The sequence below is a fragment of the Actinobacillus genomosp. 2 genome (genome assembly GCF_029773605.1).
Lineage (GTDB): Bacteria > Pseudomonadota > Gammaproteobacteria > Enterobacterales > Pasteurellaceae > Actinobacillus.
Genome location: NZ_CP103807.1, coordinates 1,591,580 through 1,604,300, shown reverse-complemented (window position 1 = coordinate 1,604,300; position 12,721 = coordinate 1,591,580). Strand labels below are relative to the sequence as shown.

The following is a 12,721-nucleotide window of genomic DNA, read 5'->3' as shown; positions in this document are numbered from 1 at the left end:
TGACCGCTTGTAAATCAGAAAAGTAAGCAAAGATTAATGTTTTCCAAACATTCCGCCTAAGCCGCCAAGGCCGCCTAAACCACCGCCCATCATACCTTTCATACCACGCATCATTTTCGCCATACCGCCTTTACGCATTTTCTTCATCATACGCTGCATTTCATCAAACTGCTTAAGCAATTTGTTTACGTCTTGCACCTGTGTACCGGAACCTAACGCAATACGACGACGGCGAGAGCCTTTAATAATATCCGGATTCGCACGTTCTTTCAGCGTCATAGAATTAATGATCGCTTCCATTTTTACGAACATCTTGTCATCCACCTGATTTTTGACGTGGTCAGGTAAATTCTTCGCACCGGGCAGTTTATCCAGCATCGACATCATACCGCCCATTTTTTTCATTTCAATGAGCTGTTCACGGAAATCTTCAAGGGTAAAATCATCACCTTTCTTGAATTTCTGTGCCATTTTCTCCGCTTTTTCTTGGTCAACCGAGCGTTGTAAATCTTCAATTAACGATAGCACATCGCCCATACCCAGAATACGTGAAGCGACACGATCTGGATGGAACGGTTCTAACGCATCGGTTTTCTCGCCCACACCAAGGAATTTAATCGGTTTACCGGTAATTTGACGAATAGATAGCGCCGCACCACCACGTGCATCACCATCTACTTTGGTTAAGATTACACCGGTAAGTGGTAATGCTTCGTTGAAAGCTTTTGCTGTATTCGCCGCATCTTGACCGGTCATCGCATCCACCGTGAAAAGTGTTTCAATCGGATTTAACACACTGTGGATTTGCTGGATTTCTTCCATCATCTCGCCGTCAACGTGTAAACGACCTGCGGTATCCACAATTAAAACATCAAAGAAATTCAGTTTTGCGTGTTTTAAGGCAAGTTCCGCGATTTCAACCGGTTTTTGGCTTGTCTCTGTCGGGAAGAAATCGACTTTTAACGCTTCCGCTAAGGTTTGAAGCTGTTTAATCGCCGCCGGACGATAAACGTCGGCAGAAACCACTAATACTTTTTTCTTATGACGTTCTTTCAGGAATTTCGCTAATTTACCAACTGAGGTGGTTTTACCCGCACCTTGCAAACCTGCCATTAAAATCACTGCTGGTGGCTGGGTCGCAAGATTTAATTCCTCATTTGCCTCGCCCATTGCGATTTCAAGTTCATTCTGTACAATTTTGAGAAACTCTTGACCCGGTGTCAGGCTTTTATTTACTTCCGTACCGACCGCTCGTTCTTTTACTTTATTAATGAACTCACGTACAACCGGTAAAGCCACATCGGCTTCCAATAACGCCATACGTACTTCACGTAGCGTATCTTTAATATTATCTTCAGTTAAACGACCTTTACCGGTAATGTTACGTAAGGTTTTCGATAGTCTGTCAGATAGATTCTCAAACATATTGTTCTCTTTTACAAAATTTTAATGAAACTCGACCGCTTAAATATGGCTTAATGCGGAGAAATAAGTACGAAAAATGTTAGCATTATACAAAAAATTTAGCTTTCTTGCAGAAAGAAAGTAAGAAAGGTATAAGAGACTAGAAAATATAAAGACAATAAAAAATGCGACACTACTACTAAAAGTAATGTCGCACAAATGGACGATATTCGAGGAATCATTTTATTTATTATTTCCTATAATAATACCTCTACTATAAATAATTTGCGAAGGAATCTTTCAGATTTTTTCTAAAAATCGGAGAGAGATCACAAAATTTCAGTCAACAGTCAATAAATCGCTCATTTTTTATCTTTAAAAAGAAATAGATAGAACAAAGCCCCGATGAATGAATCATCAGGGCTTCTAAATATGGCTCCTCCTGCGGGACTCGAACCTGCGACATATGGATTAACAGTCCACCGTTCTACCGACTGAACTAAGGAGGAATAGATGGTGCCTCGAGGCGGAATCGAACCACCGACACGGGGATTTTCAATCCCCTGCTCTACCGACTGAGCTATCAAGGCATTCTGTATTTTATAAATCTATAAAATAACAAAATTATCTTAATCAAAAATCTTTTTGATTAGCGATAAATGAAAACCCTGATGATTTCATCAGGGCTTCTAAATATGGCTCCTCCTGCGGGACTCGAACCTGCGACATATGGATTAACAGTCCACCGTTCTACCGACTGAACTAAGGAGGAATAGATGGTGCCTCGAGGCGGAATCGAACCACCGACACGGGGATTTTCAATCCCCTGCTCTACCGACTGAGCTATCGAGGCAACGTCTTGTTGCGGAGTGCATTATGCTGATTTTGCTCTCCCTCGTCAAACATTTTTTTTAAATATTTAAAAAAGCCTGTTTAAACGAATCTTTTTTATACTTTTTGTATTAAAAAACAACAAATTAACGAATGCTTACATATTTTTCACGTGCCGTAGATACTTTTCGTAAGTAATTACGTGCCTGTGATGATGGGTGTGCCGTGGTTAAAATACGATATACCGCATCCGGAGAAAGATCATTAATACGATCAATCGCCTCATATTTATCACTATCAAACACTTTTAATACTGCACCAGAACCACTGTTATACGCAGAAATCATCGCATATCGTTTTGATACCGGATCTGAAATACCATCTAAATATTCATCACGTAAAATAGTTAAATACAGCGTACCTGCATCAATATTCTGCTCAGGATTATATAAATAAGCACGATCAGGCTGCCCACCTAGACCTTTACGAGCAAAAATATCACGTCCGGCAGTACGAGGTACAACCTGCATTAAACCAATCGCATTCGCATAACTTACCGCGTAAGGGTTAAAGGCCGATTCGACTTCCATAATCCCTAAAATTAGACTCGGTTCAATTCCGTAACGCTTCGCCATTTTACGTACCAATGGTAAATATTGACGAGCACGTACTTCAATATGTCCTGCCACCATTTTAATGGTGACATAAGTTACAGTTCGCCCGTTTTGCAAACGACGCGTTTGTAATTTATTTTGAATTAAATAGGTTGCAAAATCATTAGCAATAGCCACATTATTAATATCACGCCCAAACTGGTCATTTACCTGTCCTGCAAGGAACGGGCGACTGCTAATAGGTGCATCACCGGATGCAAAAAGGTCAATCCCTTTAGGGTCCGATCCCATTAATAATGTATGAATAATACTGTTACGTAAACGGTTTTGATCGCCTAAAGTTTCAATCGTAATTTGACCGTCTTCAAATGAAATATGGCTACGAGTATAGAATTGGTCAGTATATTTTACATAGTCTTTTTTACTCGCTACTAATAGCTCATTACTCCCCCAAATATCATCGATATTATGCGAGAATTGCCCAGTTAAAATATCTAAGCCATTTGTATCTTTAGTATTGTAATCTACACGCGTTTTGGTTCTTTTCGTCTTTTTTGTTGAACTGCTACTACCACAGGCTGCTAAAAATGGAATAACCAAAAGTAACGGTAAATATTTAGTATATTTTTTCATTATAAATCAATGCCTTATTATTTCTATTCGACAGGAATATAACCTTCGATCTGAACGTCTTTACCTTCAAATAGGAAGTTAACCATTTCCGTTTCAAGTAATTTGCGATGCTCAGGATTCATCATACTTAATTTTTTCTCATTCACGAGCATCGTTTGTTTTTTGATCCACTCAGACCACGCTTGTTTACTAATAGAATCAAAAATACGCTTACCCAACTCGCCAGGATATAATTGAAAATCTAAGCCTTCGGCTTCTTGCTTTAAATACTCACAAAATACAGTACGAGCCATTTTTTTATTCCTTAATTAATATTAGTTGTTAGCATTAAACTGAGTTCATCCAAAATACGTTTTACGGGTGTTGCCAAACCTATTTCGCTCGGTAATTGTAGATCATACCAATAATTAGCGTTTGAAGATACTGAAAGGCGATAATTTCCGCAATTTTCTTGTACGATAAGCGGTTGATTTTGCGTATTTTCTTGCCAATCTAAATCCACTAAAATCGGAGTAATATCTAAATGAAAATGGCTGAATGTGTGGCGAAATGCAATTAATTGTTGAGATATTTGCAAATTCTGTTCAGCAAGCGACCGCTTAAGCTCGTCTATATCTTCAAATTGCGGAAATACATATAATCCGCCCCAAAGCCCTTTTGCTTCACGCTGTTCCAATAAAATCTTGCTACCTGATTTGATAATCAAAAAATAAACTTGACGTTCCGGTAAAGTTTTCTTCGGTTTTTTCGCCGGAAATTTATCCCATGCTTCAAGCCGATTTGCTTCGCATAAATTCGCTAACGGACATAGCAAGCATTTCGGTTTGCTACGGGTACAGACCATCGCACCGAGATCCATCATCGCCTGATTAAAATCAGCAACTTGGCTGTTAGGCGTAACACTTACGGTTAATTGCCACAATTTATTTTCTACGCTTTTTTCACCGCTCCAGCCTTCCACCGCAAATGCACGAGAAAGCACCCGTTTTACATTACCGTCTAAAATCGGATGCGGTGCATTTAATACGGACGATAAAATCGCACCCGCCGTACTGCGCCCAACACCAGCAAGTGCCAAAACATTATCAAAATCGGTCGGAAATTCTCCACCGAATTGATCTCGAATTTGTTGTGCGGCTTTATGCAGATTTCTCGCTCTTGCGTAATAGCCTAAACCGGTCCACAAATGTAGCACTTCATCAATATGTGCATCAGCTAAGTCCGTTACTGTTGGAAAACGTTCAATAAAACGTTCAAAATATGGCATAACGGTTACAACTTGGGTTTGTTGTAACATCACTTCCGACAACCAAACGCCATATAAGGTTTTATTTTGTTGCCAAGGTAAGTGTTTACGCCCATACTGTGCAAACCAAGCTAATACCGCTTTGGCAAACGGCTGAGCTGGATCAGATTGTGCTAAAGGGAACTGTAATTTTGTTTTCACTCGAAGCCTTTTAATATCAAAATAATATCAAGCCGTGCATCATAACCTAAGCGGTCATATTTAACAGTTTTTTTGCAAAACTTTTATAAGGAAATTTATGTCAACACCTATTCTCGGCTTTCATCACGTAGCAATTATTGCTAGTGATTACATAGTTTCTAAACACTTTTACACTCAAATTCTCGGTGCAGAAATTATTGAAGAAACTTATCGTGCAGCACGTGACAGCTATAAGCTCGATCTGCGTTTTGCCGATGGTTCGCAAATTGAATTATTTAGTTTTCCGAACCCACCACAACGTCCAAATAGCCCGGAAGCCTGCGGCTTACGTCATTTAGCATTTCGTGTGAAAGATATGCAACAAGCGGTCGAATTTTTAGCAAAAAATGCGGTGGAATGTGAACCGATTCGAATTGATGACTTGACCGGTAAACGCTTCACTTTCTTTAAAGATCCGGACGGTTTACCGTTAGAGTTTTATGAAATTTAAGGGTTGAAAATTTAGGCAACTCGACTTATAGTAAGAACACGGCAAGCGAATACCTGCCGTGTAGTTGGTTTTAGGTTATTACTGCGCTGGTGAGCAAACAAGTAATAACACTAAAAAGATAATGATAAGCCAAAATGCTTTCATTTCTCGTTCTCCTTATATCAGATTGTTAAACCAAGCTGATCGAGATTAAGTTATTACCTGACCCGCCAGTCAGGTAATAACAACCTGACCAACCGTTACTCAGTTTGACACAAAAACCGCTTTGCAAAAAGCGGTTTTTTTCTTTATAAATCAAAGGTTATTATGCAATTTCCTTCTCTTTCTTGCGGCATATTAATCAAACGTTATAAACGTTTTTTAGCCGATATTCTGCTGCCTAACGGCGAGCAAATTACCCTACATTGTCCCAACACCGGTGCAATGACCGGCTGTGCCACTGCCGGCGATATCGTTTGGTTTTCCACCTCTGATAATCCTAAACGCAAATATGCTCACACTTGGGAACTAACCCAAACTCAAGCAGGCGATTTTATTTGTGTAAATACCCAACGAGCTAATCAGCTGGTGCAAGAGGCATTAGAAAATCGCTGGATAGATGAATTTGCCGAGTACCAAACCATCTTGCCCGAACAAAAATACGGGGCGGAAAACAGCCGGATTGATTTTTTACTAAAAGCGAACAACCAGCCAGACTGTTTTGTAGAAGTGAAATCCACCACTTTACTTACCGAAAACGGCTTGGGTATGTTCCCTGATGCCAAAACGGAACGAGGACAAAAGCACTTGCGAGAACTGGCTGCGATTGCCGAATCAGGGCAACAAGCGGTCATATTTTTTGCGATTTTACACACCGGTATCCAACGTTTTGCCGTGGCAAAACAGATTGATCCGCAATATGCTACCTTATTTGAACAAGCGAAAAATGCCAGGGTACACGTGTTAGCGTATAAAGCTCAAATCGAATTAGCGAACAACAAGCCGGTTGCGATGAATTTGCAATTTTCTTGTGAAATCTGACCGATTCTCCTTGAAAAAGGCAAATTTCTCCCCATTTAATACCGCAGTTTTCCCTAAAAGAAAGGACAAGGATTTAATATGACAACGATCGTATGTGTTCGTAAAGATGGCAAAGTTGCTATCGGTGGTGACGGACAAGCAACGCTAGGTAATTGTGTAGAAAAAGGTACTGTACGCAAAGTACGCCGTATGTATAAAGATAAAGTCGTAACCGGTTTTGCAGGTTCAACTGCCGATGCGTTTATCTTACGTGATTTATTCGAGAAAAAATTAGAATTACACCAAGGTCACTTAATCAAATCTGCGGTGGAACTGGCAAAAGAATGGCGTACAGAACGTTCACTACGCAAATTAGAAGCAATGATGATTGTGGCAAACGAAAGTGAATTTTTACTGGTTTCAGGCTCGGGTGATGTAATTGAGCCGGAACAAGATGTGTTAGCCATCGGCTCCGGTGGTAATTATGCAAAAGCCGCAGCACTTGCACTACTTCGCACGCAAAATAATTTATCTGCAAAAGAAATCGTGGCGGAAGCATTAAAAATCGCCGGTGATATTGATATTTACTCAAATCATAATCACGTAATCGAAGAAGTTTAAAAAAATGTCCCCCTCTTTAGAAAAGAGGGGTTAGGGGAGATTTGATGATAGGATCAAATTTTCGTATGAGCGTAATGCTACGCTGCCAAATCTCCCCCTTCCCCTCCTTGCTAAGGAGGGGAGTTATTTAGAAGGAACAAAAAAATATGTCAATGACTCCTCGTGAAATTGTGTCGGAATTAGACGCACATATTATCGGACAGAACGAAGCAAAACGTGCGGTGGCAATTGCCCTACGTAACCGTTGGAGAAGAATGCAATTACCAGAAGAACTTCGCCAAGAAGTTACTCCAAAAAACATTCTGATGATCGGTCCGACCGGTGTGGGTAAAACCGAAATCGCACGCCGTTTGGCAAAATTAGCCAACGCACCTTTTATTAAAGTGGAAGCGACTAAATTCACTGAAGTAGGTTATGTTGGTAAAGAAGTCGATTCGATTATCAAAGATCTAACCGATGTAGCTGTGAAATTAGTCAAATCACAAGCGGTTGAGAAAAACCGTATGCGTGCACAAGATGCAGCAGAAGATCGTATTTTAGATGTGTTATTACCACCGGCAAAAGATCAATGGGGTAACGTACAAGAAAGCGATAACAGCTCAACCCGCCAAGTGTTCCGCAAAAAATTGCGTGAAGGTCAGCTTGATGACAAAGAAATCGAAATCGATGTAGCGGCACAAGTGAGCGTAGAAATTATGACGCCGCCGGGTATGGAAGAAATGACTTCGCAGCTTCAATCATTATTTGAAGGTATGTCGCCGAACAAAACTAAAAAACGCAAAATGAAAATCAAGGATGCGTTAAAAGTGATGGTGGACGAAGAAGCTGCAAAACTAGTGAATCCAGAAGAGCTAAAACAACAAGCGATTGAAGCGGTTGAACAGCACGGTATTGTATTTATTGATGAGATCGACAAAATCTGTAAAAAAGGTGAACATTCAGGTGGCGACGTTTCTCGTGAAGGTGTACAACGTGATTTACTACCGATTATTGAAGGTTCTACGGTCAATACCAAACACGGTATGGTAAAAACCGACCATATTTTATTTATCTGTTCAGGTGCATTCCAAGTGGCTCGCCCATCAGATTTATTGCCGGAATTACAAGGTCGTTTACCGATTCGTGTCGAATTAAAATCACTTACCAAAGAAGATTTTGAACGAATCCTTACTGAGCCAAATGCTTCATTAACGCTACAATATCGTGAGTTAATGAAAACCGAAGGTGTGGAAATTGAATTTACCAAAGACGGAATCAGTAAAATTGCCGAATCGGCATTCCGTGTAAACGAAAAAACCGAAAATATCGGTGCTCGTCGCTTACACACCGTATTAGAACGCCTAATGGACGGCATCTCATTCGACGCAAGCGAACGATCAGGCGAGAAAATCGTAATTGATGAGAAATACGTACAAGATGCGTTAAATGACGTAGTAGAGAATGAAGATTTAAGTCGTTTTATTCTTTAATTAACGAATAACAAGCAGTTAAATTTTCATAATTTTAATCGCTTATTCGCTATATTGATAATATTGTAATATAAAAAGAGAAAGCAACTAGCTTTCTCTTTTTTATCCACTATGCAAATTATTTTACTAATTCGCCTTTTGCTTGTAAGTCGGCGTGATAGGAAGAACGGACGAACGGACCACAAGCAGCATGTTCAAAGCCCATTTTTTCCGCTTCAGCACGGAACATATCAAACTCTTCCGGTGGTACATAGCGTTCTACTTTTAAGTGGTGACGACTCGGTTGTAAATACTGACCGATAGTCAACATTGTTACGCCATGATCGCGTAAATCTTGCATCACTTCTAAAATTTCTTCGTTAGTTTCGCCAAGACCTACCATTAAGCCTGATTTAGTCGGGATATTCGGAAACTCTTGTTTGAAAATTTTTAGTAATTCAAGCGACCATTTATAGTCTGCCCCTGGTCGCACTTCACGATATAAACGTGGCACGTTCTCAAGGTTATGGTTAAACACATCCGGTGGATTTTGTTTTAAAATTTCGACCGCTTGTTCTACACGGCCACGGAAGTCAGGCACTAAAATCTCTACTTTACATTCCGGATTTAACGCTTTAATTTCACGCACGGTTGCAGCAAAGTGTGCCGCACCACGATCAGCTAAATCATCACGGTCAACCGAAGTGATTACCACATATTTTAGCTTCATATCTTGTACGGTTTCCGCCACTTTACGTGGTTCTTCCGGATCTAACGGCAACGGTTTACCGTGTGCAACGTCACAGAACGGACAACGACGAGTACAAATTGCCCCCATAATCATAAAGGTTGCCGTACCGTGGTTAAAACACTCGTGCAAGTTCGGGCAAGATGCTTCTTCACACACAGAATGTAAGCCGTGGCGACGCATACCGTGCTTGATACTGTCAATTTTTGCCGAAGTCGCCGGTAATTTAATTTTCATCCAACTTGGTTTCGGCAGTAACTCTTGGTCAGGGTCAATATTACGGACTTGAATTACGGAAGTTTTAGCAGCGTCACGATATTTTACGCCACGTTCCATTTTGAAGGCTTCCATTTTAGTGGATTTGCTACCTGTTGCTGTTGTCATTAAGTTTATCCTTTTCTATGTAATTTCAAAGGCGAGGATAAACCTCGCCCTTACACAGCTTTTAAAATTCTAATGCGTTTATACTAATGGGCAAACGCTTCCAAGCATTACTTGTTAACAATTTGTTGCTCATTATACCCTAAAATGTTGCAAAAGTGAGCTACTAATTTTGGGGAGATTAGGTGACATTGTGCTTCTTGCTCAGCAATATAATCTTTTAACTGCGTCATTTCTAAGCCTGCATAACCACACGGATTAATGTTTTTAAACGGGGTTAAATCCATATTCACATTAAATGCCAAACCATGAAACGATCGACCTTGGCGAATACGTAGTCCTAACGAACAGATTTTTTTACCGTCAATATACACGCCCGGTGCATCCGGTTTCGGATAACCTTCAATCCCATAATCCGCTAATATTTTAACGACACATTGCTCTAATGCAGTAACAAGATCGCGTACCGATACCTCTTTGCCCTGTGCTTTTAAACGCTTGATATCGATTAGCACATACATTATCTGCTGCCCCTCACCGTGATAAGTAATTTGTCCGCCACGGTCGGTTTGCACAACGGGAATATTAGTCGGATTAAGTAAATGTTCCGGTTTACCAGCAGAACCTTGAGTAAATACTGAGGGATGTTGTACCAGCCAAATTTCATCTACAGTATTTTCATCACGAGTATCGGTAAAATCTTGCATTTTATGCCAGATTTCTTCATACGGTTGTACACCAAGTTGGCGAACAATAAGTTGATTCATCAGGTTATCTCCGTTAAGAATTATAAAACCATTCTTACGCCGGAAATTTTAGCCAATTCAACATAGAGCGTTTCAACTTGATCGATATGTTCGGCAATAATATCAATAGAAACTGAATTATACGTCCCTTTTGAGCTACGTTGTTGGCGTGGATTGTAATCACCTTTGGCATGAATTTGCGTAACCGCTACGACATCATCCACTAAATCTTCACGATGTGTACCCACTACTTTAAACGTAAATGAACATGGAAATTCTAATAAATCTTTTAATTTTGCTTGTGGTAAATCTTGTAGGTTTACTGTTCTTGATTGTGTCATATCTATATCCTTTTCTCTCTTTTGCTATTAAGACCAAGCGGTATGATTTTGCAGATTTCTTGCCAAATCACACCGCTTGTTAATTTGTCGCCTAAATATGGGGTCGATTTTGAGGATTACAAGCTAGTCAAAATTAGTCGAATAAACTTTTAACTGTTAAGACTGCCCAGTCCCACGCCTTGCCGAAAATACCGGCTTCAGGCACATCTTGTAAAACTTGTAGATCGCTACTTGCAACATCTTTACCGTCTAATTGATAAATCACTTTACCGATGACCTGACCTTTCACTAAAGGTGCTTCAAGATTTTTGCGTTCAAGTTCGTAACGTGCTTTAAGCTCAGAGGCTTTGCCCTTCGGTACAGTCACAAAACTATCTTGAACTGAACCGAGTTGAACCTTATCCGCTTCACCATAATAAACACTTTGTTCGGAAACGGCTTGACCTGCCGGTAAAGATTTTACCGTTTCAAAGTTTGCAAAGCCCCATTGGAGTAATTTTTTGCTTTCTACTTCACGACCTTTATAAGTCGGTACACCCATGACAACCGAAATTAAACGCGTATTATTGTTAGTCGCCGATGCTACTAAATTATAACCAGCTTGATTTGTATGACCGGTCTTCATACCATCTACATTCATAGTTTTATCCCACAATAAACCGTTACGGTTCGGTTGTGGTTTTTTAATGTTATATTTGAACTCTTTTTCTGCGTAAATTTTGTATTCTTCCGGCTGATCACGAATCACATGAGATCCAATAATTGCCATATCACGAGCTGATGAGTATTGATTAGGGTCATCCAAACCGTGTACGGTGGTAAAATAGGTATTTTTCAAACCGAATTGTTGACCAAATTTATTCATTTGATCGATAAATGCTTGCTGAGAACCCGCAGTATGTTCCGCTAATGCCACCGCAGCATCATTACCTGAAACGATAATTAAGCCACGCATTAAATCCGCAACCGATACTTGCGTATTTAAATCTAAGAACATTAATGACGAACCCGGAAATTTTTGTGCCCAAGAATTTTCCGTTATAGTCACCATATCACTGTTTTTCACTTTACCTTGTTTAAGTGCATCACCAACTACGTAACTTGTCATCATTTTCGTTAATGATGCAGGATATTGGCGCTGATCCGGATTTAAACTCGCCAACACATTACCTGAATTGTAATCCATTAAAATATAGGTCTGTGCATTTAATTGCGGTGCAGAAATACCGAAATCGACATTTGCATCAGCAATCGCAAAAGGAGAAACAGCTAAAGCACAAAGGCTTACGGATTTTAATAACGTTCTTTTCATAAAAGCATCCAATTCATTGGGGGAAATAACAGGTGATATAAAGCAAACAAGGGCTTGCCGAAACTCGGCAAACCCTGATGCGAAATGTAATAGATTAAATATCTTCTTCGCGTTCTACCGAAGTAGCTTTTTTATTTTTATTTAGCACCGCTAATTTCACGTGAGCCGTACCATGATGATGCATACCTAATTGACGAGCAGCGGCTTTTGATAAATCTACCACTCGAGCATGGGCATAAGGGCCACGATCATTTACACGAACAACGACTGAACGACCATTACGTGTATTGGTCACTTCGACTAAAGTACCAAAAGGTAATGTTTTATGTGCCGCAGTCATTGCTGCATTGCTAAATCTTTCACCGTTTGCGGTACGGCGTCCGTTAAATTTATCTGCATAGTAACTTGCAACACCAGACTGATAGTGGTTACGAGCAGTATGTTTATGTTGTTCTTTCAGCGACTTTTTGACAGTTTTGGCTGTTTTTTTCGCTTTCAACGCGGTTTGTTTTACCGCTTTTTTTGCAGTTTTAGAAACAATGTGCTTCTTTATGACTGACGTTTTTGCGTGTTTGGTTGCTGCAACAGAATTCAATGATCCGAATGTTAAGAATCCAGCTAACAACAGGGTTACCATTTTACTTAATCGCATAAGTTTTCCTCATTTAGATATCGTACTGTGTAACGATGTGTTTTGCCCACAAAA

13 protein-coding genes and 4 tRNA genes are annotated in these 12,721 nt (G+C 40.0%); 4 read left to right on the top strand and 13 right to left on the bottom strand.

Annotation, left to right across the window (positions count from 1 at the left end):
• Nucleotides 1–33 precede the first annotated feature (33 nt).
• The 8 genes from ffh to mutY all read right to left on the bottom strand — a co-directional run bounded on the left by ffh (nt 34) and on the right by mutY (nt 4,929).
• Complete coding sequence (gene ffh, locus NYR60_RS08035) at nt 34–1,425, bottom strand: signal recognition particle protein (RefSeq protein WP_279466602.1); 1,392 nt, start codon at nt 1,423–1,425, stop codon at nt 34–36.
• A gap of 412 nt (nt 1,426–1,837) precedes the next feature.
• Nucleotides 1,838–1,913, bottom strand: a tRNA-Asn gene (locus tag NYR60_RS08030).
• Nucleotides 1,914–1,918: 5 nt separating this feature from the next.
• Nucleotides 1,919–1,994 (bottom strand) — tRNA-Phe (locus NYR60_RS08025).
• A 106-nt stretch (nt 1,995–2,100) separates the two neighbouring features.
• Nucleotides 2,101–2,176: transfer RNA gene (locus NYR60_RS08020), tRNA-Asn, on the bottom strand.
• Between the two features lie 5 nt (nt 2,177–2,181).
• Nucleotides 2,182–2,257, bottom strand: a tRNA-Phe gene (locus NYR60_RS08015).
• Nucleotides 2,258–2,381: 124 nt separating this feature from the next.
• Nucleotides 2,382–3,482, bottom strand: a complete 1,101-nt coding sequence (gene mltC / locus NYR60_RS08010) for a membrane-bound lytic murein transglycosylase MltC (protein WP_279466601.1) — start codon at nt 3,480–3,482, stop codon at nt 2,382–2,384.
• A 23-nt stretch (nt 3,483–3,505) separates the two neighbouring features.
• Nucleotides 3,506–3,775: an oxidative damage protection protein gene (locus tag NYR60_RS08005; protein ID WP_279466600.1), complete on the bottom strand. Its 270-nt coding sequence runs from the start codon at nt 3,773–3,775 to the stop codon at nt 3,506–3,508.
• 11 nt (nt 3,776–3,786) lie between these two features.
• Nucleotides 3,787–4,929 (bottom strand): A/G-specific adenine glycosylase, encoded by a 1,143-nt coding sequence (mutY, locus tag NYR60_RS08000; protein ID WP_279466599.1) that lies wholly within the window; start codon nt 4,927–4,929, stop codon nt 3,787–3,789.
• 97 nt (nt 4,930–5,026) lie between these two features.
• Here mutY and gloA2 point away from each other — a divergent pair, with 97 nt between their 5' ends.
• The 4 genes from gloA2 (at nt 5,027) to hslU (ending at nt 8,508) form a co-directional block, all read left to right on the top strand.
• The gene (gene gloA2 / locus NYR60_RS07995; protein WP_279466598.1) at nt 5,027–5,419 is read left to right on the top strand and encodes an SMU1112c/YaeR family gloxylase I-like metalloprotein; all 393 of its coding nucleotides are present in this window, start codon (nt 5,027–5,029) and stop codon (nt 5,417–5,419) included.
• Between the two features lie 306 nt (nt 5,420–5,725).
• Nucleotides 5,726–6,439, top strand: a complete 714-nt coding sequence (gene sfsA, locus NYR60_RS07990) for a DNA/RNA nuclease SfsA (protein ID WP_279466596.1) — start codon at nt 5,726–5,728, stop codon at nt 6,437–6,439.
• 78 nt (nt 6,440–6,517) lie between these two features.
• Nucleotides 6,518–7,039: an ATP-dependent protease subunit HslV gene (gene hslV / locus NYR60_RS07985; RefSeq protein ID WP_005613306.1), complete on the top strand. Its 522-nt coding sequence runs from the start codon at nt 6,518–6,520 to the stop codon at nt 7,037–7,039.
• Between the two features lie 146 nt (nt 7,040–7,185).
• Nucleotides 7,186–8,508: an HslU--HslV peptidase ATPase subunit gene (hslU, locus tag NYR60_RS07980; RefSeq protein WP_279466594.1), complete on the top strand. Its 1,323-nt coding sequence runs from the start codon at nt 7,186–7,188 to the stop codon at nt 8,506–8,508.
• Between the two features lie 118 nt (nt 8,509–8,626).
• On the opposite strand, the gene lipA is transcribed toward hslU, so the two are convergent.
• From lipA to NYR60_RS07955, 5 genes are all read right to left on the bottom strand, one after another.
• A complete protein-coding gene (gene lipA / locus NYR60_RS07975) occupies nt 8,627–9,619 on the bottom strand; it encodes a lipoyl synthase (RefSeq protein WP_279466593.1) in 993 nt (330 codons plus the stop codon).
• A gap of 107 nt (nt 9,620–9,726) precedes the next feature.
• Nucleotides 9,727–10,383, bottom strand: a complete 657-nt coding sequence (lipB, locus tag NYR60_RS07970; protein WP_279466592.1) for a lipoyl(octanoyl) transferase LipB — start codon at nt 10,381–10,383, stop codon at nt 9,727–9,729.
• Between the two features lie 20 nt (nt 10,384–10,403).
• The gene (ybeD, locus tag NYR60_RS07965) at nt 10,404–10,703 is read right to left on the bottom strand and encodes a DUF493 family protein YbeD (RefSeq protein WP_279445581.1); all 300 of its coding nucleotides are present in this window, start codon (nt 10,701–10,703) and stop codon (nt 10,404–10,406) included.
• A gap of 133 nt (nt 10,704–10,836) precedes the next feature.
• Nucleotides 10,837–12,015 carry a D-alanyl-D-alanine carboxypeptidase gene (locus NYR60_RS07960; RefSeq protein WP_279466591.1) on the bottom strand — a complete coding sequence of 393 codons (1,179 nt, stop codon included), beginning with the start codon at nt 12,013–12,015 and terminating at the stop codon, nt 10,837–10,839.
• A gap of 94 nt (nt 12,016–12,109) precedes the next feature.
• The gene (locus NYR60_RS07955) at nt 12,110–12,667 is read right to left on the bottom strand and encodes a septal ring lytic transglycosylase RlpA family protein (protein ID WP_279466590.1); all 558 of its coding nucleotides are present in this window, start codon (nt 12,665–12,667) and stop codon (nt 12,110–12,112) included.
• Nucleotides 12,668–12,721 lie beyond the last annotated feature (54 nt).

Bases quoted from the DNA above. Each gene is read 5' to 3' on its own strand.
- ffh (WP_279466602.1), bottom strand. From the start codon at position 1,425: ATGTTTGAGAATCTATCTGACAGACTATCGAAAACCTTACGTAACATT.
- mltC (WP_279466601.1), bottom strand. From the start codon at position 3,482: ATGAAAAAATATACTAAATATTTACCGTTACTTTTGGTTATTCCATTT.
- NYR60_RS08005 (WP_279466600.1), bottom strand. From the start codon at position 3,775: ATGGCTCGTACTGTATTTTGTGAGTATTTAAAGCAAGAAGCCGAAGGC.
- gloA2 (WP_279466598.1), top strand. From the start codon at position 5,027: ATGTCAACACCTATTCTCGGCTTTCATCACGTAGCAATTATTGCTAGT.
- sfsA (WP_279466596.1), top strand. From the start codon at position 5,726: ATGCAATTTCCTTCTCTTTCTTGCGGCATATTAATCAAACGTTATAAA.
- hslV (WP_005613306.1), top strand. From the start codon at position 6,518: ATGACAACGATCGTATGTGTTCGTAAAGATGGCAAAGTTGCTATCGGT.
- hslU (WP_279466594.1), top strand. From the start codon at position 7,186: ATGTCAATGACTCCTCGTGAAATTGTGTCGGAATTAGACGCACATATT.
- lipA (WP_279466593.1), bottom strand. From the start codon at position 9,619: ATGACAACAGCAACAGGTAGCAAATCCACTAAAATGGAAGCCTTCAAA.
- lipB (WP_279466592.1), bottom strand. From the start codon at position 10,383: ATGAATCAACTTATTGTTCGCCAACTTGGTGTACAACCGTATGAAGAA.
- ybeD (WP_279445581.1), bottom strand. From the start codon at position 10,703: ATGACACAATCAAGAACAGTAAACCTACAAGATTTACCACAAGCAAAA.
- NYR60_RS07960 (WP_279466591.1), bottom strand. From the start codon at position 12,015: ATGAAAAGAACGTTATTAAAATCCGTAAGCCTTTGTGCTTTAGCTGTT.
- NYR60_RS07955 (WP_279466590.1), bottom strand. From the start codon at position 12,667: ATGCGATTAAGTAAAATGGTAACCCTGTTGTTAGCTGGATTCTTAACA.